The organism is Kitasatospora cinereorecta (genome assembly GCF_024172095.1).
GTDB lineage: Bacteria > Actinomycetota > Actinomycetes > Streptomycetales > Streptomycetaceae > Kitasatospora > Kitasatospora cinereorecta.
Genome location: NZ_JAMZDX010000006.1, coordinates 13,412 through 33,782, shown reverse-complemented (window position 1 = coordinate 33,782; position 20,371 = coordinate 13,412). Strand labels below are relative to the sequence as shown.

The window sequence follows — 20,371 nt, the reverse complement described above, 5'->3', positions numbered from 1 at the left end:
TCAGGCCGCCTCTCCGGTCTGGTCTGCTACCCACTGGGCGACGGCGTTGGGGTCGAAGCGCAGGTGCCGGCCGACGCGGAAGCCGGGCGGGCCGGTGCGCTTGCGTCGCCACTGGTAGACGGTCTCCAGGGGGACGCCGAAGAGCGCGGCGACGTCTTCCGGGCTGAGGTAGCGCTGCGGCAGGGCGAGCGCAGCCGGGGGCTGGCCCGGCTCGATCAGTCGGGCGGTGCTGGGCCGCTGGCGGCTGGTCATGGGGTGGGGCTCTCCTCACTTCGAGGGACGGGGAGCGGCCGTCTTTCTTGGCGGATTGGGTGCCGCTCCGGGGTCTAGCTCTAGCGACCGGCGTGGTGTGCGACGGGCACTGAGAGCGGTTTTGGGGTGGTGCGTGGTGCTGGCCTGAGATCGCTAGTTGGCTGGTCAGGGCGGGTTTTGCTCGCTAGCGACCTCGCTAGGTCTAGCGAGGGCCCCGCTAGGCGTTGGGCGTCACGGATGGTGGTCGTACTGGGTACTGGGTACTGGGGATTCCCCAGTAGGAGAGGCCGTTTCGGGCCCCTGGAGGGGCCTCTACTGGGTAGTGGGGTGCCCCCCAGTACCCAGTACTGGTAGCTGTCGGTAATGGGCCACGCTGACGGCTGGCGGGGTGTCAGGGCCCGGCTGGCGGCGCGTGAAGAGCAAGAGGAGCACCCCGCTGCCCCTGGTGCTCTTCTTGTTCTTCGGGCGGAGCGCCGTGCCGTCGGGGGGTGCCGGCGCCAGCGCGGCCGGCCGGGCTAGCGGCTTTGCTGGGCGTCGAAAATCCGGGGTTGGGGCCGTTTCCGGGGTTTCGCGGGGGAAGGGTGCTATCTGCTAACGGCCTGGTCAGCGGCCCTATTGGGTGCTATCGGGGGTGCTATCGATAGCAGGGGGTGCCGCTAGCGTTAGCGGCTGCTCGGTGGTGGGGAGCGGGCCCGGGGCGTGGTCGCCGGTCGGGTGCTGGTGTCCGGTTCGCCGGGTGGGCGGGGCGGGTTCGGGGTGCTGGTCATGGGGTGGTCTCCGTTCTGGGGTGGTCCGGAAAGGTCGGAAAGGTCGTAAAGCCCTGTGACCTGGGGTTTTGGGTGGCGGAAAGTGGTCCGGGATGGTCTGGAAAGGGGTCCGCGAAGGGTGGGGCCGGGGGCTTTCCGGACCATCGCGGAACACTTTCCGCCGCGCGTTTTGCCTGGTCAGGTGGCTTTGCGACCTTTCCGGGCTTTCCGGACCGCCGGTCAGTCGGCCGGGGCGTAGAGGTAGACGGTCTGGGGGCGGCCGTCGCCGGGGAGTTGGACGGCGGCGTAGCCGGGCATGCGGCACAGTCGGGCGGTCAGTTCGGAGCGCTGGGTGGCGTTCTGGCGCTTGAACATGACCTGCACCTGGGACTGGGTGAGGCCGCCCGCTCCGGCGTTGCGCACGGCGGCGGCGAGCTTGTCCAGGTTCGGGTCTCCGGTGCCGGTGGCGGCCGGGCCGAGGATGTGCGCGGCGGACGCGCGGGCGTAGCGGATGAGGGCCCATGCGGCGCGCAGGTGGTCCTCGGCGATGGTGTCCTTGTGGTCGAGCAGGGCGTAGACCATGGCGGTGCGCTTGGCGTAGGGGGCGGCGCGGGCGGTGAACTCGGCAAGCGGGCCGTCGTCGTCCTCGCCGCCGGACAGCGCCGGGTAGACCTCGCTCCGCCACAGTTCGGCGGCTTCCGCGCTGAGCTTGACCTCGCCGATGCGGCGGGCCTCGGTGAAGACCGTGCGCCACGCTCCGGCGAGGTTGCCCACCAGTTCTTCGGAGGCTCCGGCGGCGTCGGGCAGCAGCAGGTTGCGGTGCACGAAGACCGGCAGGAACCGGTTGTAGGTGCCTCCGGCCAGCTCGCTGTCCTGCATCTTGGCGCGCAGCTCCCGGGGGGAGATGTGGCCGATCAGGGCGATGTGCGGGGCCGTGGCGTGCATGGCGGCGCGGTTCATCACGCCGAGGTCTTCGCCGTTCCATGCCTGCCGCAGCACGCCGCCGAGACTGGAGCCTTCACGGCGGGCGCGGGCCATGGTGATGCCGTACTCCGACTCCACCACCCACAGGCGCTTGTCGGTGACGCCCTCGCTGGTCTTGCCGGTCTTCGGGTCGGTGTCGCCGTCGCGCACGGCCTCGATCAGGCCCTCGCCGGACGACAGCCCGGACGGGGTGTTCTCCGACACGAAGTCCGGCACGGCGGCCTTGAGCAGGCGGCGCACGGTGTTGCTGGCCGCGCCCTTGCGTCCGGCGGCGGTGGCGCCGACGGTCAGGGCCCAGATGAGTGCGGGGTGGCGGTCGTTGCCGATCCACAGGAACGGGCCGGGCCCGATGACTGCCCCGCCGGCCGACAGCAGGTTCACCAGCACGCCCACGGGGTCGGCCTCGGTGGTCGGGTCGAGGGCGCGGACGGTCTCCCCGACCCATCCGCAGAACACCTCGGGGTCCGGCACGGGGCCGGGCCGCACGGGGCGCTCAAGCCCGTCGGTGGGGTCGTAGAGCGGGTTCGCCGCCCGGGTTGGTCGGGTCTCGGTCGGGGTAATCACGTCGAGTTCTGCGGTCACGGATCGGGTCTCCAGTCGGCAGATCGGTCGGGCCCCTGCAAGGAGGAGTCGGCTTTCTCCTTGCGGCGGTCCCGGGGCGGGTCGGTCGGGTACCTGACGGGTCGTGGGTCGGGTGGTGGGTCGCGCATGGCGGGCCTTGTTGGTCGGGTGCGGCGGCCGGGTGGTCGGGGTGGTGAACTGCGCTTCTCCGTGCAGGCTTCGCCCGGGGCTGGTCGGGAACGTTCCGGGAACGCTTCCGGGCCTTTACCGCCACCGGGGAACGGCCGATCGGGGCAGCTCAGAGGGCGACCGTCCACGGGGCCGTGCGAAGTCGGAGAAGCGCCCTTTGCCGTGAGGGGAGTCGGCCGGGCGGTCGGTCGACCACGCGCCGCCACCGTCCCGTCTGCGGATCGGCCAGCGGGTGGGTCAGTCGGTGCGCGGGGCGGGTGCGGCCGGGTGCGGGGCGGGGGCGGAGTAAGCGGCTTTCTCCGCCCCCGCCCCGGCCGATCGGGTCGGATGAGCGACGGCCTGCGGACGGTGAGCGCCCCGTGAGCATCGGTGAGCACCCGTGAGTGCCCGACCCGACCGCGTGAGTGCGCCGTGAGCGTCCGACCGGGCGGCGTGAGCAGGGTCGGTCAGCCGGTGAGAGCGGCCAGCGCGACCGGGATGCCCTGCGCCTTGAGGTAGGCCCGGAAGCCGTCGCGCGGGATGCGGATCGTGCCGCGCCCGGTGCCGACCCGGTAGGACGGCAGTCGGCCGGACGCCACCTCGCGGTAGGCGGTCTCGTTCGAGACACCGAGCGCCTTGGCCACGTCCTTGACCCTCAACGGTTCGTCCGAGCCGTACCCGGCCAGCTTCGACAGAAGCTGCGCGGGTGACAGAAGCTGGGGAGCGCTCATACCCGCATCCCTCCCTGCCCGATCTGGGCCTCGCTGGCGAGGGTGGCGTGCTTCTGCCGGGCCTCGCGGTGGGCGCGACCGGCGGCGTAGACGGCGGCCTGCCGGATGTGCATCTCCGGGCAGTCCGGCACGGTCGCGCCGAGGAACCGCTCACCGCTGTCGGAGTGGACCACCAACGGCGTGGACAGCTCGAACATCCGGTGGTGGATGTCGGCGACGTGGTGGCAGAACCGGCGCCGGTTGTAGTCCGGCAGAGCGCCCTTCAACGCTGCCCGCCGGGCCCGCTCCTCCCCGGTGGCCGGGCGGTCGATGAACGGGTTCTGCTCGCGCTCCAGCTCCTCCGCCAGATCCTCCAGCTCGGCGACCGGTACCAGCGAGGCGCCGTGAGCGACCAGCGCCGACAGCTCGGCGGCCGGAGTCTTGGCGGCGTAGTAGTCGGCCAGCAGGCGGCGCGGCAGCAGGTCCTCACCGGCCAGGTGCAGCGCCACCGCGCGCTCCCAGCGAGTCATCAGCCGGGACTCGGCGTTGGTGTACCAGAACGAGGTCACCAGGGTGTGGGCGTGGAGCCAGGCCATCGCCACGTCCAGGTTGTGGTCCTCCGCCACCGACAGGTGGAGCATGTCCCGGGCGGCGCTGTTCAGGCCGTCCAGGCCGTACGCCTCCACCGCCCAGTCCAGCACCGAGGACAAGTGCGCCACCGACGGCTTGTAGCCGATGTGGTCGCTCAGTTCGAGCATGGCGGTGGCGACCTGGAGCCGGTTCAGCTCCAGCCCCCGTACCGCGACACGCGGGTACCGCTGGCCGGGGCGACGCCGGTCCACGACCGACAGCGCGCCGGCGGGGGCCTCGAACGCCGAGGACGGCGCGATGGCGACTCGTGTCGAGATGACCGTTCCGTGCATGATGGAACTCCCTTCGAGGGGCAGGGAGCGGCGGTCTTTCTTGGCGGATTGGGCGCCGCTCCCGAGCTGCTGGGGCTTCCTTGCTGCACCTAGAGTGCTCTAGATGGATCTAGGGTGTCAAGCCACTTCACCTAGGTGTGTTAGAGCGGTTTGGGGGATACCCTGGCGGCATGACTCTTGTGCATGACGAGCGCGCGCCGTACGTGCAAGTGGCCGACACCATTCGGGCGGAGATCGCGTCCGGCGAGCACCAGCCGGGGGCGAAGCTGCCATCGGTGAAAAGGCTTGCCGAGCGATTCGGCCTCGCAGAGATGACCGTGCACAGCGGCCTGCGGATTCTCCGTGAGGAAGGTCTGATCGTGGCGACCCCGGGTCGCGGCACGTTCGTGCGAAGTGACGCCAACGTGGCGGCGCTTGGCTCCGGTGCACCTGCGCCGTCCGCAGCCGACGTTCAGGGCCAGGTGGAACATCTCACCTCCGTTGTAGACCAGCTATCGGCCCGGGTGGCTGAGCTGGAGAAGCTGGTGGGACTGTCGTCCGTTCCTGACTAACCATCGGGTAGCTACGCGTGTTCGACCAGTGACACACGGGGTGGCTCGCTGGTGACATCACCGGTGTCACTGGCCTGTCACCCCCTCCTGTCCAGGCGTTTTGCAGTGCCAGACTCAGATGACGCACCACCCCATAGGGAGGGCACCATGAGCACGGACAGGCCTGCATGGGCGCGGCGGATGACGGCTGAGCGTGATGCGCGGGGTTGGAGTCAGCCGGACGCGGTGAAGGCCCTGCGGGCCCACTCGCCGAAGGAGCTTCCGGCGGACGCGAGCATGCTCCGGCAGTGGAAGCGCTGGGAGTCGGGCGAGATCGTGCCGAGCGACTTCTATCAGCCGCTCATCGCGGCTACGTTCGGCACCGTCACGCACGCGCTGTTCCCGGTGGCTGGCCGGCGGGACGGGAACGCCGAGATCGCGGCAGCAAGCGGCATGGAGACGCTCGACATTCTCAGCCGCCTCCAGGCATCCGACGTGGACAACGCCACGATGGACGCGCTGCGCATCACCACGGACCGGCTGTGCTCGGAGTACGCCCTGCTGCCGAGCGGCCAACTGGCAATAGAGGGGCGGCAGTGGCTCAAGCGGGTCGTCGGGCTCCAGTCGCAGCGACTCACCCTCGCTCAGCACCGCGAGGTACTGACGCTGGCGGGCTGGCTCGCGCTCCTGGTGGGCTGCGTCGAGTACGACATGGGGGACCGGCGAGCGGCCGAGTCCACGCGGAGGGCGGCGCTGTCGCTCGGGGCTGAGGCCGAGCACGCGGCCATCCAGGGATGGGCTCACGAGATGCGGGCCTGGTTCGCCATCACAACGGGCGATTACCGCGGCGTGCTCGCCGCCGCGAAGGCAGGTGAGGAGACCGCCGCCCACCAGGGCGTGGCCGTCCAGCTCGCCGCGCAGGAGGCCAAGGCATGGGCCAGGCTTGGTGACCGGCGACAGGCCGAGGTCTCCCTCGACCGAGGCCGCCGGTTGCTTGAAGGCATGCCCTACCCGGAGAACCTGGACAACCACTTCGTGGTGGATCCGGCGAAGTACGACTTCTACGCGATGGACTGCTACCGGATGCTCGGTGAGAACCGACTCGCCCGGACCCTAGCCGAGGAGGTCATCCGGGCTGGCACCGACTACGACGGCACCGAGCGGTCCCCGATGCGCATTGCCGAGGCACGGCTCACCCTGGGTGTGGTCGCCGCCCGCGAGGGCGACTTGGAGGGAGCCGTGAACTATGGGGAGTGGGCCCTCCGGGGCGAGCGGCAGTCGCTTCCGTCCCTGCTCGCGGTGAGTCGAGAGCTGGCGACCGTGGTTAACCGGGACTATGCCGGCGAGCCTGCGACGCAGGCGTACCTGGAGCACCTGAACGCGCTCAGCCGCCCTGGTGGCGTGTAGGGCCGGGGGCCGATCTCGGGCCGTCTGTGGGCCGTCCAGCGGCGGCCAATGGTGGCCAAGGATGACAGGCGTCGACGACTCGATGCCTGGTCAGAGCCCTGTGAGCACTGCCGGAAAATCGATAGTTCAGACCCAGGGCAAGAAGTAACCGCTTCGGCGAAACGGCCCCTCACCTGCGCACACAGCGCGGATGAGGGGCCGTCGTGGTTCCGGGGGCGGGCCGGATCAGTGGCCGCCGCAGCAGTCGCCGGTGGCGCCGCCGCACTGGCAGGGCGCGCCCGACTGGCAGCCGCAGCCGCAGCCGGGGCCGCAGCCGCAGCCCGCGGCGAGGATCGGGAGCCGGGTCGCGGCGGGCGGGGTGTCGGTGCGGGCGGAGGGGGTGCTGGGCGTGGTGATTGCCTTCATGGCGCTGGAGCCTCCTCGTTCTGGCACACCGAAGGTGCGCCTACGACACGAGTGAAGCCGCGGCGTGACGGGGCGTCAACGGGCGCGCGGGGGCCGCGCGGGGGCGGGGCGCCCGCCAGCGCGTGCGCCCCCACCGGCCCCGACCGGCACGTCCCGCCGGTCCCCGCCGTTCCCCGGCCTGCGCCGCTACTCCGCGACCGCGGCGGGCTCGCTGCCCGCCACGAAGTCGTTCACGTGCTCGCCGGTCACCAGGTAGACCACGCGCTTGGCCACCGACACCGCGTGGTCCGCGAAGCGCTCGTAGTAGCGGCCGACCAGGGTGACGTCCACCGCGGTCTCGATGCCGTGCTGCCAGCGGTCGTCCAGCAGGTGCGAGAAGAGCTCGCGGTGCAGCGTGTCGATGGCGTCGTCGTCGCGCTCCATCTCCAGCGCCTTGTCCACGTCCTTGGTGGCGATGACCAGGCCGGCCTTGGCCACCAGGCGCTGGGCGAGCTGGCCCATCTCCAGGACGATCGGGTGCAGGTCGTTGGGCACCGCGGTCTCGGGGTACCGCATCCGCGCCACCTTGGCGACGTGCCGGGCGAGGTCGCCGCAGCGCTCCAGGTCGGCGCTCATCCGCAGCGAGGTGACCACGATGCGCAGGTCGGTGGCGACCGGCTGCTGGCGGGCCAGCAGGTCGATGGCCCGGTTCTCCAGCTCGTGGTGCATGTCGTTGATCTTGTTGTCCGCCGCGATGACGCCCTCGGCCAGCGCGAGGTCGGCGTCGAGCAGCGCGGTGGTGGCACGGCCCATCGCCGAGCCGACCAGCCGGGCCATCTCGATCAGGCCGTCGCTGATCGAGTCGAGTTCCTCGTGGTACGCGTCGCGCATGCGTTCATTCCTTCCAGGACCTGTGTCGGTGGCGGTGCCGACCGGTTCGCCCCTCCACCGGACGTGCCGGGCAGGGGACGGCCGCTGCTGGTGGCGCGAATGGTAGCCGCGTCACCGCCCACACGGGCTTGCACGGCCAAGACTGATCCGTTCGGGCGACCACGCACGGCCCCCGTGGTGAACCGACAGCAGCCTGAAGGTGAATTCTCGGCAACGTCCGGCCGATGCCTTGATCGCACCCTTACGGAGCGCTCCCGTCGACCGCTTACGCTGACCGTATGGACGTGAACGTGGCCGCCGCCGCTGCCTGCGCCATAGCCGGGCTCGGCGTCGGCCTCACGGCCGCCATCGCCTTCCGCTGGAGTGAGCGCGAGCAGGCACGCGGCAGCGGCAGTGGCAGCAGCAAGACCGGACCGGGCCCCGCCCCGGCCCAGGAGCCTGCCCTCCCACCCGGCGTGGACACCGTGCTCTCGGTGCTGCGCTCCTGCGCGATCGTGCTGGGCGAGGGCGACGAGGTGGTGAAGGCCAGCTCCGCCGCGTACGCGATGGGGCTGGTGCGCGGTGGCGCGATGGCCGTCGAGCAGATGCTGTCGCTCGCCCGGGCGACCCGGCGGGACGGCGAGATCCGCCAGGTCGACCTGGAGCTGCCCCGCCCCGGCGGAGCCGCCCGGACCGCCGAGCCGCTCGCCGTCTCGGTCCGGGTCGCGCCGCTGGGCTCCCGCCTGGTCCTCGTCCTGGTCGAGGACCTGACCGAGCGCCGCCGGATCGAGGCGATCCGCCGCGACTTCGTGGCCAACGTCTCGCACGAGCTGAAGACCCCGGTCGGCGCGCTGTCGCTGCTCTCCGAGGCCGTCGCGGACGCCTCCGACGACCCGGAGGCGGTCCAGCGCTTCGCCGGCCGGATGCAGGTCGAGGCGACCCGGCTGGCCAGCCTGGTCCAGGAGATCATCGACCTGTCCCGGGTCCAGGACGACCAGCTCAAGGTCGACCCGGAGCCGGTCCCCGTGGACGAGCTGATCGCCGAGGCGATCGACCGCTGCCGGCAGACCGCCGCGGCCAAGCAGATCCACATCGCCGCCGGCGGCGTCGGCGGCCTGTACCTCAACGGCAACCGCGGCCAGCTGGCCGCGGCCCTCGGCAACCTGGTGGAGAACGCGGTGAACTACAGTCCGCCGCGTACCCGGGTCGCCATCGCCACCCGCCGGATCTCCAGCGCGGCCGCGCTGGGCGAGGCGGACGGCGAACTGATCGAGATCTCGGTGACCGACCAGGGCATCGGCATCTCGGAGAAGGACCGCGAGCGGATCTTCGAACGCTTCTACCGCGTCGACCCCGCCCGCTCCCGCGCCACCGGCGGAACCGGTCTCGGCCTCTCCATCGTCAAGCACGTCGCCGCGTCCCACCGCGGCACCGTGTCGGTGTGGAGCGTCGAGGGCCAGGGTTCCACCTTCACCCTGCGGCTCCCGGCCGGACAGCCTCCGGTCGAGCGCCGCCGCCTGACCAACGAACCAGAAGCAACAACCCCCCTTCCTGCACCGGAGGCCCGATCGTGACCCGTGTACTGGTGGTCGAGGACGAGGAGTCGTTCAGCGACGCCCTCTCGTACATGCTCCGCAAGGAGGGCTTCGAGGTGGCGGTCGCCGCCACCGGCCCCGACGCGCTGGAGCAGTTCGAGCGCAACGGCGCCGACCTGGTCCTGCTCGACCTGATGCTGCCGGGCCTGCCCGGCACCGAGGTCTGCCGCCAGCTGCGGGTCCGCTCCAACGTCCCGGTGATCATGGTCACCGCGAAGGACAGCGAGATCGACAAGGTCGTCGGCCTGGAGATAGGAGCGGACGACTACGTCACCAAGCCCTACTCCACCCGCGAGCTGGTCGCCCGGATCCGCGCGGTGCTGCGCCGCCGCGGCGAGGACGGCAACGGCGACGGCGTCGCCGCCCCGGGCGCGCTGGAGGCCGGCCCGGTCCGGATGGACGTCGACCGCCACGTGGTGACGGTGGACGGCGCCAAGGTCGACCTGCCGCTCAAGGAGTTCGACCTGCTGGAGATGCTGCTGCGCAACGCCGGCCGGGTGCTCACCCGGATGCAGCTGATCGACCGGGTCTGGGGCGCCGACTACGTGGGCGACACCAAGACCCTGGACGTCCACGTGAAGCGGCTGCGCGCCAAGATCGAGCCCGACCCGGGCGCGCCGCGCTACCTGGTGACCGTCCGCGGCCTGGGCTACAAGTTCGAGCCGTAAACCGTCAGCCGTGAACCGTCGGCTCTGAGCCGTACCGCCGCCCGCGGGCGGCAGCGCGAAGGGGGCCCCTGCTCGGCAGGGGCCCCCTTCGCGTCGGATCAGTGCGCGCTCGGGCTCGGCGAGCCGGAGGCGGTGCCGGCACCGGCCGTGGCGGACGCCGAGGTCGAGGCGGTCGCGGACGCCGAGGGGGAGCCGCTCGCGGCCGGCGAGCCGGAGGCGGCCGGGGCGGAGGCGGACGGCTTCGGCGACGGGGCGGCCTCGGCCTTAGGACCGTAGTCGGCGTAGTAGGCGACGGCCGGCTGGACGTTGACCGGGGCGGTCACGTTGCCCGCCTGGCCGAAGGTGAAGGCAGTGTCGACCAGACCGCCGACGGTCACCTTGGCCGAGGAGACCTTGGCGACCGGCCGGCCGTTGCCGCCCAGCAGCACCGAGCCGCCGGCCGGGATGACGATCTCGGAGATCGAGCCGCCCTGGGCGTCGGCGAAGGTCGCGGCGGCGCCACCCACGGTGATCGACTTCAGCGACTCCGGGGCAGTGCCGGTGTTGCTGATGTTGACGGTCACGTTGGCCGGGCCGGTGTACTCGGCCTGGGCCGAGGCCGGCGTCACGACGACGATGTTGTTGAGCTTGATGTCGCTGCCGATCGAGGTCGCCGCGCTGTCGGGGGTGACCTGCATGGTCGCCGGGGAGCTGCCGGCCGAGCAGGCGGCCAGCGGGACGATCGCGGCGATGACGAGGGCGGCGATGGCGCCGCGTCGAAGGCTCCGGCTCACGGCGGCGACTTCTCCTTGGTGTGGATCAACGGTCGGGGTCAGGGCTCAGACTACCGACCTCACATATCCGGCTCTCACGGGGTGGCCCCGTGTCGCGATCGGATCACGAACGGTCCATCGGTGCGGACACGGGCCAAAAACTCAAGATCCAATCATGGTTGCGGGACTGTTGACCAGAGGTTTCGCCGAGCAGTCACACCGCCTCCGACCTGCGGGAAGCCCTCCTCGAACACCGGTCGCAGCATGTCATGGGGGTGGTTGTCAAGCCCTGAGACCCGCCCTGACCTGCGAAAACGCCCTTCGGGTGCGCCGCGAACCGTGTTATTCTGGAAAGCCACGGAAGGGGTCCTGTCACATGACGTTCAAGGTTGGCGACACGGTGGTCTACCCCCATCACGGGGCAGCGCTGATCGAGGCCATCGAAACTCGCCAGATCAAAGGTGTGGACAAGACCTACCTGGTGCTCAAGGTGCAGCAGGGAGATCTGACTCTGCGCGTACCCGCAGAGAACGCGGAGTTCGTCGGCGTGCGCGACGTGGTCGGCCAGGAGGGTCTCGACCGGGTGTTCGAGGTGCTGCGCGCACCGTACACCGAAGAGCCCACCAACTGGTCCCGCCGCTACAAGGCGAACCTGGAGAAGCTCGCGTCGGGTGACGTGATCAAGGTCGCCGAGGTCGTCCGCGACCTGTGGCGTCGCGAGCGCGAGCGCGGTCTGTCGGCCGGCGAGAAGCGGATGCTCGCCAAGGCGCGCCAGATCCTGGTCAGCGAGCTGGCACTCGCCGAAAACACCAACGAGGACAAGGCGGAGACGCTGCTCGACGAGGTTCTCGCCTCCTGAGGCCTCGCCAGGCCTGCTGAGCAACGGCTCTCCTGCACGACGCTGTACGACGCGGCGCCCGCGGTGCACCTGCACCCCGGGCGCCGCGGCATGCCCGAGGCCTGTCGATGGCGACGCTGAACTTCCACCGGCGGAACTTCCACTAACGTGCAGTTCGGAAGGGGGCCTTGCCGCACGTTCGAGGTGTTCGGCAGGGCCATACCCATCGCGACCGAGGAGCGAAACCTGAACGCCACAGCACAACTGGCCGCGGCCGTGGTTCCGGCCGCCGGGCGGGGCGAGCGGCTCGGCCCCGGAGCGCCCAAGGCGCTGCGCGAACTCGGCGGAGTGCCGCTGCTGGTGCACGCCGTCCGGGCGCTGGCCCGCAGCCGCGCGGTCGGGCTGGTCGTGGTCTGCGCCCCGCCGGACGGCGTCGCCGAGGTGGTTGGACTGCTGGACAGCCACGGCCTGGAGGGCGACGACGTCCGGGTGGTGGCCGGCGGGGCGACCCGGCAGGAGTCGGTGCGCCTCGGCCTCGCCGCGATCCCCGCGGACATCCGGGTGGTGCTGGTGCACGACGCCGCCCGCCCGCTGGTCCCGGTCGAGGTGGTGGACGCGGTGGCCGCCGCCGTCCGCTCCGGTCACCCGGCCGTGGTGCCCGCCGTCCCGCTGGCCGACACCGTGAAGCGGGTCGAACCGCAGCTGGCCGGCGCGCCCGAGCCGGTGCTGGACACCCCCGACCGCTCCACCCTGCGCGCCGTCCAGACGCCGCAGGGCTTCGACCGCGCCGCGCTGCACGAGGTGCACCTGAAGGCGCTCACCGAGGAGACCTCGGTCACCGACGACGCCGGGCTGATCGAGCACTTCGGCGGCCGGGTGGTGGTCGTCCCCGGCCACGAGGAGGCCTTCAAGGTCACCCGCCCGCTGGACCTCGTGCTCGCCGAGGCCGTACTCGCCCGCAGGAGGGCCACCGATGGCTACTGATCAGACCGGGACGACTTCGCAGGCCGCGCCGATCCTCCCCCGGGTGGGGATCGGCACCGACGTGCACGCCTTCGAGGCCGGCCGCCCGCTGCGGGTCGCCGGGCTGGAGTGGCCGGACTCCGAGTACGGCCTGGCCGGGCACTCGGACGCCGACGTGGCCGCGCACGCCGCCTGCGACGCGCTGTTCTCCGCCGCCGGCCTGGGCGACCTCGGCGCGCACTTCGGCACCGACCGGCCCGAGTGGTCGGGCGCCGCCGGGGTCACCCTGCTGGCCGAGGCGGCCCGGATCGTCCGGGCGGCCGGCTTCGAGATCGGCAACGTGGCGATCCAGGTGATCGGCGTCCGCCCGAAGATCGGCAAGCGCCGGGAGGAGGCCCAGCGGGCCCTGTCGGAGGCGGTCGGCGCCCCGGTGGCGGTCTCCGGCACCACCACCGACGGACTCGGCCTGACCGGCCGCGCCGAGGGACTCGCCGCGATCGCGACGGCGCTGGTGTACGCCAACCCCGCGGCATAGCCTGCTTCTGACCGCTGATCAGAAGCAGGAGGCTCAGGGTGACCCAGCAGCTTTCCGACCGCGCCAAGGAACTGCTCGACGGCAAGAGCTTCGCCGTGGTGGCGACGATCCAGCCGGACGGCAGTCCGCAGGCGTCCGTCGTCTGGGTGAAGCGCGACGGCGAGGACATCCTCTTCTCCACCTTGGAGGGGCGCCGCAAGCACCTCAACATGGTCCGTGACCCGCGGATCAGCTTCGTGATCAACCCGCCCGACCACCCGTACCACTACGTGGAGGTCCGCGGCGAGGTCACCATGGGCCGGGAGGGCGGGCGCGAGCTGATCGACGAGCTCTCCCGCAAGTACCGGCACGGCAAGGACTACGACGCCGACGGCCCCGGCGACGTCCGGGTGGTCTGCCGGCTTACCCCGCGCAAGATCGTCGGCAACGTCTGAGCGGACGCCGCCGCCCCGCCGATCGGGGCAGCCACGAGCTGCGGGGCAGCCCCGCCACCGGGAAAGGTGGCGGGGCACCCCCCGTCGCCCACTACGCTTGACGCTGTGAGCCTTCGTCTGTACGACACCAAGACCCGCCAGGTACGCGACTTCGTCCCGCTCGTGCCGGGCTGTGTCTCGATCTACCTGTGCGGTGCGACCGTGCAGGCGCCTCCGCACATCGGGCACATCCGGTCCGGCCTCAACTTCGACGTGATGCGCCGCTGGTTCGGCTACCGCGGCTACGACGTCACCTTCGTGCGCAACGTCACCGACATCGACGACAAGGTGATCTGGAAGGGCCAGCAGACCGGCACCCCCTGGTACGAGATCGCCTACGCCAACGAGCGGGCCTTCAACGAGGGCTACGACGCGCTCGGCTGCCTGCCGCCCTCGGTGGAGCCGCGGGCCACCGGCCACGTGCCCGAGATGATCGAGATGATGCGCGGCCTGATCGAGCGCGGCCACGCCTACGAGTCCGACGGCAACGTCTACTTCGCGGTCACCACCTTCCCCGAGTACCTGGAGCTCTCCAACCAGAAGCTGGAGAACCTGCTCCAGCCCGAGGGCGAGGGCGAGACCGGCAAGCGCGACCAGCGCGACTTCGCCATGTGGAAGGCGGCCAAGCCGGGCGAGCCCAGCTGGGAGACCCCGTGGGGCCGCGGCCGGCCGGGCTGGCACCTGGAGTGCTCGGCGATGGCCCACAAGTACCTGGGCGACGCCTTCGACGTGCACGGCGGCGGGCTCGACCTGATCTTCCCGCACCACGAGAACGAGATCGCCCAGTCCCGCGCCTTCGGCGACGACTTCGCCAACTTCTGGGTGCACAACGCCTGGGTCACCATGAGCGGCGAGAAGATGTCCAAGTCGCTCGGCAACTCGGTGCTGGTCTCCGAGATGGTGCAGCGCTGGCGGCCGATCGTGCTCCGCTACTACCTGGCCTCCCCGCACTACCGCTCGATGATCGAGTACAGCGAGGACGCGCTGCGCGAGGCGGAGACCTCCTTCGCCCGGATCGAGGGCTTCATCGAGCGCGCGATCGAGCGCTGCGGCCTGGTGGACGCGGCGCCCGAGGTGCCGCTGGCCTTCGCCGAGGCGATGGACGACGACCTGGGCGTACCGCAGGCGCTCGCCGTCCTGCACACCGCCGTCCGCCAGGGCAACAGCGCCCTGACCGCGGACGACAAGGAGAGCGCGGTGGCGCGACTCGCCGAGGTCCGTGCGATGCTCGGAGTGCTGGGTCTCGACCCGCTCGACGAGATGTGGGCCGGCACCGAGCGCGGCGACGACCTGCACGGCGTGGTCGACTCGCTGGTCCGGCTGGTGCTGGAGCAGCGCCAGGCGGCCCGGGCCCGCAAGGACTTCGCTACCGCGGACGCCATCCGCGACCAGCTCGGCGAGGCCGGGCTGGCGATCGAGGACACCCCGTCCGGCCCGCGCTGGACGATCAACAAGTAGCCCTCCGGGGCGCGGGTGGGCCGTACCCCGACGGGTACGGCCCACGCGCACGATGCAGACGACGTATAGACAGGAAGTACAGCCATGGCCGGCAACAGCCAGCGCAGGAACCGCCGCAACCCCGGATCGAAGAAGGGCGCGAGTGTCGGTACCGGCGGCCACAGCCGGAAGGCGCTCCAGGGCAAGGGCCCGACCCCGCCCGGCGAGGCCCGCAAGGGTCACCCCAAGCAGCGCGCCGCCAACGCGGCGGTCAAGCGCGAGCGCGACGCCAAGTCCCGGGCCGGCATGCGCCGGGCCGGTGCCGGCGCGCGCGGCGGCCGCGGCGGCGCCGGTGCCGCCGAGCTGGTGGTGGGCCGCAACTCGGTCGTCGAGGCGCTGCAGGGCGGCGTGCCGGCCACCGCGCTGTACGTGATGCAGTTCATCGACACCGACGACCGCGTCCGGGAGGCCTTCCAGGCCGCCAACGACCGCGGCATCCCGCTGATGGAGGCCCCGCGCCCGCAGCTGGACCAGATGACCGGCGGCCTCAACCACCAGGGCCTGGTGCTCCAGGTCCCGCCGTACGAGTACGCCCACCCCGACGACCTGCTGGCGGAGGCCTCCGACGCCGGGCAGGACGCGCTGATCGTCGCCCTGGACGGGGTCACCGACTCCCGCAACCTCGGCGCCGTGGTCCGCTCCGCCGCCGCCTTCGGCGCGCACGGCGTGGTCATCCCCGAGCGCCGTGCGGCCGGCATGACCGCCGGTGCCTGGAAGACCTCCTCCGGCGCCGCCGCCCGCCTCTCCGTCGCCCGGGCCACCAACCTGACCCGCGCCCTGGAGGCGTACCAGAAGGCCGGCCTGATGGTGGTCGGCCTGGCCGCCGACGGCGAGGCCGAGATCGGCGACCTCGACCTGCTGACCGGTCCGGTGGTCATCGTGGCCGGCTCCGAGGGCAAGGGCCTGTCCCGCCTGGTCGCGGAGACCTGCGACCTGCGGGTGCGGATCCCGATGCCGGGTCAGACCGAGTCGCTGAACGCCGGTGTGGCCACCGGCATCGTGCTGTACGAGGCCGCCCGGATGCGCGCCAAGCGCAGCTGACCGTTTCTGCGCACCGGTTTTGCGCTGACCGTTTCTGCGCACCGGCGCGGAGTGAACCGATCGGGTCCAGTCGGGCCCGGTCGGTTTTCTCATGATCACTTCAAATCGCCGCCCGATATCCACCCGGGAGAGTGTCCTAAGGGCCCGTCACCCGGTTAGAGGGGTGTGGACACCAGAACACCTCGGCGCCCGGGGCAGGGCGGCCTCGCGGGGATAGACGACGGCCCCGGCCTCAACACTGTGAAGGTGCCGTCCGACCCGGCGAAGCTCAGCAGCACCCAGGCCAGCTTCCGGATCCGGCTCGCCGCCCCCGTGGCCCCGCTGATCGACCCACCGGCGGGTGCCGCCTTCGGTGACCCGTACGGCATCCGCACCGCCGGCGGGCGGACCCTGGTCACCCCGCAGGTGGTCGTGCCGGCCACCGCCGTCCCCGCCCTCGCCGGCGTCGGCGGCGGCCGCGGCGGCGCCCCGCGCCGGAAGGCCCGGGTGGTCACCTGGAGCGGCCAGGCCGCGCCCGGGGACCTCGCCGCGACCAGCCTGCTGGAGGCCGTCCGGCTGAACACCGTGCCGGCCCCCGCCACGCCGGTCTCCGACGACACCCAGCCGCTCCAGGCCGTACCCCGGCAGTCCGGGCCGCCCACGGCCGTCGAGTCGCCGGTGGTCGGCGTCCCCGGACTGCTCGACGACGCCGTCCGGATGGGCGCGGGGCGCAGCTGGGAACCCGAGGGCGAGCTGCCCGAGGTCTCGTCCATGACCGGCGACTCCTCCAAGCACGCCTGGTACCCCGGCCGCCGGGTCGACCTCGGCCTGGTGCTGCTGCCGCTGCGCGTCCTGCTCGGCTCGCTCTCCGTCTACGCCGGCTTCAGCAAGCTCTGCGACCCGGTGTACTTCGACGGCGGCGACCGCGGCTCGATGATGCGCTGGCTCGCCTCGCTGCACCCGTGGAAGGTCGCGCAGCCGCTGCTCGACTTCGCGATGGCCCACCCGGTCGGCTCCGGCCTGGCGGTGGCGTTCATCGAGATCGTGGTCGGCGTGCTGTCGATCCTCGGCCTCTGGCAGCGCCTCGCCGCCGGCGCGGCGATGCTGCTCTCTGCGGCCCTGCTCTTCACCGTCAGCTGGAAGGCCGTGCCGGTCTACGACACGCCCGACCTGATCTTCCTGGCGGCCTGGAGCCCGCTGCTGATCGCCGGAGCGCCGTTCGGCTCGCTGGACGGCCGGATCGCCCTGGAGGCCTGGCGCCGGTACGGGGCGACCGCCCCCGCCGCCGTCCGGCGCCGGGTGGTCCGGCGGCGGACCGTGGTCACCGCCGTGGTCGTCGGCGTCACCCTGCTGACCGGCTCCATGCTCGGCGCCGCCGTCCGCACCGGCCGCACCCAGGCCCCGGCGCACCCGCCGACCGACTTCGGCTCGCCGATGTGGCCCGCCAACGGCCCGTCCTCGCCCGCCCCGTCCCCGACCCCGTCCAAGGCCCCCACCACCCCCTCGCCCTCCGCGACCCCCTCGGGCAGCAAGAGCGGGTCCGCCAAGCCCAGGACCAGCGGCAGCCCCAGCAGCACCCCGAGCCACGCCCCCAGCGGAGGCACCGGAGGCGGCACCACCGGCGGCCACACCGGCGGCGGCTCCACCTCCAGCCCGCGCTCCACCCCGACCAGCGGCAGCCCGATCGGCGGACTGCTCGGCAGCGGCCCGCCGCTGCTCGGCCTCGGCATGGCGGCCCCCGGCGGCGAGGTGACGGCCTGACGGACCGGCGTTCCACCGCATTTGAGCCTCCTCCCGGACTTTCCGGGAGGAGGCTCAATGCTGTTGCAGATGGTCTCTGCTCTTCCGGGCGGTCTCAGTCGGAGGTGCGGGCGGCGGCCAGTTCCTTCGCGGCCTCGGTGAGGTCCTTGGCGGTGTCGATCGCCCGCCAGTAGCAGCCCTGGGGCAGCTGGTAGCCCGCCAGCTGCCGGTTGCGGGCCAGCTGGGGGAAGGTGGTGCGCTCGTGGTCGCCGACGTCCGGGAGCAGCTCCCGGAAGCCCGGGGCGAAGACGTACAGGCCGGCGTTGATCAGGAACGGCGAGGGCGGTGCCTCGATGAAGTCCAGCACGTTGCCGAACCGGTCGGTCTCCACCGCCCCCCACGGGATCCGCGGCCGGGCCAGGGCCAGCGTCGCCACGGCGGCGCGCTCGTGGTGGAAGGCGGCCATCTCGCGCAGGCTGAAGCGGGTCCAGATGTCCCCGTTGGTGGCGTACCAGGGCTCGTCCGGGCGGGGCAGCGCCTTCGAGGCGAACTTGAGCCCGCCGCCGCGGCCGAGCGGCTCGCTCTCCACCACCGTGCGCACCTCCAGCGGGAGGTCGGCGCCGTCCAGCCACTCCTGCAGCACCTCGGCCAGGTGCCCGCAGGAGATCACCACGTCGGTCACGCCCTCGGACGCCAGCCACGCCAGCTGGTGGCCCAGGATCGGCGTCCCCGTCCCGGGGATCTCCACCAGCGGCTTCGGACGGTCATCGGTGTACGGGCGGAGCCGGGAGCCCTGCCCGCCGGCCAGGATCACCGCCTGGGTGACGGCGGAACGCTCGGCGACGGGGGCGGAGCGCGGGAAGTCAGCGGTCATAGCGAAACAATAGGGTCCGCGTCGCCGCGGACCCCACTGCCGGCCGCCGGGTGTCAGCCCCTCGGCCCTCTTCTTTGTCTTTGCCGTTCGGCGTCAGCCGGTGTGTCGTGTGTCGGCAGGTGTCAGTTGACGACGCCCGCGGCGAACGACCCGTCGCAGACCGGGCGGGCGAAGGACCGGGCCCGCTGCACGTCGCCCTGGTACTTGTGCACCGCGGCCCGGCCGAGCTCGGACGCGAGCTGGCTGCAGTACGGCGTCAGCGACGGCTTCTCGCGCATCGTCCGCTCCAGCAGGTCGAGCGCGGTGCCCGGGTTGTGGTTCTTCAGCTCCTCCATCAGGTCGACCCGCAGCGCGTCCTGTGGGGCCAGGCCCTGGGTGGTGGGCGTGGTGGAGGTGCGGCCGATGCTGCCGTCGCCGCTGGAGGCCGCGACCACCTGCTGGTCGAGCCCGGTCGGCGGGGCCCACGGAACGCGGGTGACGGCGAGCGTCCCGGTGGTCACCAGGATCACCGGGAGCGTGAGGGCAACGGTCTGGCCGATACGGCGCAAGAGCTGTTTCACGCTCAGGAGAGTAGCGGTGGGTGGCGGTCGATGAGCACTCCGTTACACCATCGAGTGAGCCGTGTCCGGTTTTGTTCCGCCATCGTGTTGACGCAGCCCCGCCCGGAGGGCGTACGGAACGGCGGCGCCCCCGCCGGACCGGAGTCCGACGGGGGCGCACCCACTGCACGTCGTCAGTTGCTGAGACGCTCACCGGTGGTGGTGGAGAACACGTGCGGCTCGCCGCCGGTCGGGACCACGTGGATGGTCTCGCCCTTCTGCGGGATCTGCCGGCCGTGCACGCGCACGACGATGTCCTTGTCCTCGCCGCTGACCTTGGTGGTGCCGTAGACGAAGCCGTCGGCGCCGAGCTCCTCGACCACGTTCACGGTCACCGCGACGCCGTCGATGCCGCCCGCCGGGACGATCTCGAAGTGCTCCGGGCGGATGCCGACGGTGACCGACTTGTCGGTGTCGGCCTTGGCCAGGTCCTCACGGGAGATGTTGATGACCGAGCCGCCGAACTTCACGCCGCCGTCGACCAGCGGCACGTCCACCAGGTTCATCGCCGGCGAGCCGATGAAGCCCGCGACGAAGAGGTTGGCCGGGCGGTCGTACATGTTGCGCGGGGTGTCGACCTGCTGCAGCAGACCGTCCTTGAGCACCGCGACGCGGTCGCCCATGGTCATGGCCTCGGTCTGGTCGTGGGTGACGTAGACCGTGGTGATGCCCAGGCGGCGCTGCAGGCCGGCGATCTGGGTACGGGTGGAGACGCGGAGCTTGGCGTCCAGGTTGGACAGCGGCTCGTCCATCAGGAAGACCTGCGGCTCGCGGACGATCGCGCGGCCCATCGCGACACGCTGGCGCTGACCGCCGGAGAGCGCCTTCGGCTTGCGGTCCAGGTACTGGGTGAGGTCGAGGATCTTCGCGGCCTCTTCGACCTTGGTGCGGATCTCGGCCTTGTTCACGCCGGCGATCTTGAGCGCGAAGCCCATGTTCTCCGCGACGGTCATGTGCGGGTAGAGCGCGTAGTTCTGGAACACCATCGCGATGTCCCGGTCCTTCGGCGGCAGGTGGGTCACATCGCGGTCGCCGATGCGGATCGCGCCGCCGTTGACGTCCTCGAGGCCGGCCAGCATGCGGAGGCTGGTGGACTTGCCGCAGCCCGAGGGGCCGACCAGGACGAGGAACTCGCCGTCCGCCACCTCCAGCTCGAGCGCGTCGACGGCGGGCTTGTTGCTACCCGGGTACAGCCGGGTCGCCTTGTCGAACGTGACAGAGGCCATGGTGATTCGCTCCTTCACCGGCAGGAACGTGCCGGACGATCCGAGTAAAGGGGTTG

Annotated in this window: 21 protein-coding genes; 11 read left to right on the top strand and 10 right to left on the bottom strand. The window is 71.7% G+C overall.

Annotation, left to right across the window (positions count from 1 at the left end):
- The 4 genes from FHR36_RS29405 to FHR36_RS29390 all read right to left on the bottom strand — a co-directional run bounded on the left by FHR36_RS29405 (position 1) and on the right by FHR36_RS29390 (position 4,344).
- Positions 1-252: a helix-turn-helix domain-containing protein gene (locus FHR36_RS29405; protein ID WP_253802074.1), complete on the bottom strand. Its 252-nt coding sequence runs from the start codon at positions 250-252 to the stop codon at positions 1-3.
- Positions 253-1,238: 986 nt separating this feature from the next.
- Positions 1,239-2,564 (bottom strand): DUF3987 domain-containing protein, encoded by a 1,326-nt coding sequence (locus FHR36_RS40080; RefSeq protein WP_253802072.1) that lies wholly within the window; start codon positions 2,562-2,564, stop codon positions 1,239-1,241.
- 614 nt (positions 2,565-3,178) lie between these two features.
- Positions 3,179-3,442 carry a helix-turn-helix domain-containing protein gene (locus FHR36_RS29395; RefSeq protein WP_253802070.1) on the bottom strand — a complete coding sequence of 88 codons (264 nt, stop codon included), beginning with the start codon at positions 3,440-3,442 and terminating at the stop codon, positions 3,179-3,181.
- Entirely contained in the window at positions 3,439-4,344 is a 906-nt protein-coding gene (locus tag FHR36_RS29390; RefSeq protein ID WP_253802068.1) for a hypothetical protein, read from the bottom strand. The genes FHR36_RS29395 and FHR36_RS29390 overlap by 4 nt, the downstream gene beginning before the upstream one ends.
- Positions 4,345-4,514: 170 nt before the next feature.
- Here FHR36_RS29390 and FHR36_RS29385 point away from each other — a divergent pair, with 170 nt between their 5' ends.
- Positions 4,515-4,895, top strand: a complete 381-nt coding sequence (locus FHR36_RS29385) for a GntR family transcriptional regulator (RefSeq protein ID WP_253802066.1) — start codon at positions 4,515-4,517, stop codon at positions 4,893-4,895.
- Between the two features lie 147 nt (positions 4,896-5,042).
- Positions 5,043-6,281 carry an NsdA family TPR-like regulatory protein gene (locus FHR36_RS29380; RefSeq protein ID WP_253802063.1) on the top strand — a complete coding sequence of 413 codons (1,239 nt, stop codon included), beginning with the start codon at positions 5,043-5,045 and terminating at the stop codon, positions 6,279-6,281.
- Between the two features lie 225 nt (positions 6,282-6,506).
- Here the strand turns inward: FHR36_RS29380 and FHR36_RS29375 are convergent, their stop codons facing one another.
- Both FHR36_RS29375 and phoU read right to left on the bottom strand, forming a co-directional pair.
- Positions 6,507-6,686 (bottom strand): hypothetical protein, encoded by a 180-nt coding sequence (locus FHR36_RS29375; RefSeq protein WP_253802061.1) that lies wholly within the window; start codon positions 6,684-6,686, stop codon positions 6,507-6,509.
- Positions 6,687-6,872: 186 nt separating this feature from the next.
- Complete coding sequence (phoU, locus tag FHR36_RS29370; protein ID WP_253802059.1) at positions 6,873-7,556, bottom strand: phosphate signaling complex protein PhoU; 684 nt, start codon at positions 7,554-7,556, stop codon at positions 6,873-6,875.
- Between the two features lie 278 nt (positions 7,557-7,834).
- On the opposite strand from phoU, the gene FHR36_RS29365 reads away from it, so the two are divergent.
- Complete coding sequence (locus FHR36_RS29365; protein WP_253802058.1) at positions 7,835-9,109, top strand: two-component system sensor histidine kinase PhoR; 1,275 nt, start codon at positions 7,835-7,837, stop codon at positions 9,107-9,109.
- Entirely contained in the window at positions 9,106-9,798 is a 693-nt protein-coding gene (locus FHR36_RS29360) for a two-component system response regulator PhoP (RefSeq protein ID WP_253802056.1), read from the top strand. Before FHR36_RS29365 ends, FHR36_RS29360 begins: the two co-directional genes overlap by 4 nt.
- A gap of 98 nt (positions 9,799-9,896) precedes the next feature.
- On the opposite strand, the gene FHR36_RS29355 is transcribed toward FHR36_RS29360, so the two are convergent.
- Positions 9,897-10,571, bottom strand: coding sequence for a DUF461 domain-containing protein (locus FHR36_RS29355; RefSeq protein ID WP_253802054.1), 675 nt, complete (start codon positions 10,569-10,571; stop codon positions 9,897-9,899).
- A gap of 355 nt (positions 10,572-10,926) precedes the next feature.
- Here FHR36_RS29355 and FHR36_RS29350 point away from each other — a divergent pair, with 355 nt between their 5' ends.
- The 7 genes from FHR36_RS29350 to FHR36_RS29320 all read left to right on the top strand — a co-directional run bounded on the left by FHR36_RS29350 (position 10,927) and on the right by FHR36_RS29320 (position 17,637).
- Positions 10,927-11,409: a CarD family transcriptional regulator gene (locus FHR36_RS29350; RefSeq protein WP_014136563.1), complete on the top strand. Its 483-nt coding sequence runs from the start codon at positions 10,927-10,929 to the stop codon at positions 11,407-11,409.
- A gap of 204 nt (positions 11,410-11,613) precedes the next feature.
- Complete coding sequence (ispD, locus tag FHR36_RS29345; protein ID WP_253803185.1) at positions 11,614-12,372, top strand: 2-C-methyl-D-erythritol 4-phosphate cytidylyltransferase; 759 nt, start codon at positions 11,614-11,616, stop codon at positions 12,370-12,372.
- Entirely contained in the window at positions 12,362-12,886 is a 525-nt protein-coding gene (gene ispF, locus FHR36_RS29340; protein ID WP_253802053.1) for a 2-C-methyl-D-erythritol 2,4-cyclodiphosphate synthase, read from the top strand. The genes ispD and ispF overlap by 11 nt, the downstream gene beginning before the upstream one ends.
- A 38-nt stretch (positions 12,887-12,924) precedes the next feature.
- Positions 12,925-13,320 (top strand): PPOX class F420-dependent oxidoreductase, encoded by a 396-nt coding sequence (locus FHR36_RS29335; RefSeq protein ID WP_253802050.1) that lies wholly within the window; start codon positions 12,925-12,927, stop codon positions 13,318-13,320.
- A gap of 105 nt (positions 13,321-13,425) precedes the next feature.
- Positions 13,426-14,817 carry a cysteine--tRNA ligase gene (gene cysS, locus FHR36_RS29330; RefSeq protein ID WP_253802048.1) on the top strand — a complete coding sequence of 464 codons (1,392 nt, stop codon included), beginning with the start codon at positions 13,426-13,428 and terminating at the stop codon, positions 14,815-14,817.
- Positions 14,818-14,901: 84 nt separating this feature from the next.
- Complete coding sequence (rlmB, locus tag FHR36_RS29325; RefSeq protein ID WP_253802046.1) at positions 14,902-15,897, top strand: 23S rRNA (guanosine(2251)-2'-O)-methyltransferase RlmB; 996 nt, start codon at positions 14,902-14,904, stop codon at positions 15,895-15,897.
- Positions 15,898-16,143: 246 nt separating this feature from the next.
- Positions 16,144-17,637, top strand: coding sequence for a DoxX family membrane protein (locus FHR36_RS29320; RefSeq protein ID WP_253802044.1), 1,494 nt, complete (start codon positions 16,144-16,146; stop codon positions 17,635-17,637).
- 94 nt (positions 17,638-17,731) lie between these two features.
- Here the strand turns inward: FHR36_RS29320 and FHR36_RS29315 are convergent, their stop codons facing one another.
- From FHR36_RS29315 to FHR36_RS29305, 3 genes are all read right to left on the bottom strand, one after another.
- Positions 17,732-18,490 carry a nucleotidyltransferase family protein gene (locus tag FHR36_RS29315; RefSeq protein ID WP_253802042.1) on the bottom strand — a complete coding sequence of 253 codons (759 nt, stop codon included), beginning with the start codon at positions 18,488-18,490 and terminating at the stop codon, positions 17,732-17,734.
- 122 nt (positions 18,491-18,612) lie between these two features.
- A complete protein-coding gene (locus FHR36_RS29310) occupies positions 18,613-19,050 on the bottom strand; it encodes a hypothetical protein (protein WP_253802040.1) in 438 nt (145 codons plus the stop codon).
- A 173-nt stretch (positions 19,051-19,223) separates the two neighbouring features.
- A complete protein-coding gene (locus FHR36_RS29305) occupies positions 19,224-20,315 on the bottom strand; it encodes an ABC transporter ATP-binding protein (protein ID WP_253802038.1) in 1,092 nt (363 codons plus the stop codon).
- Positions 20,316-20,371: the final 56 nt, after the last annotated feature.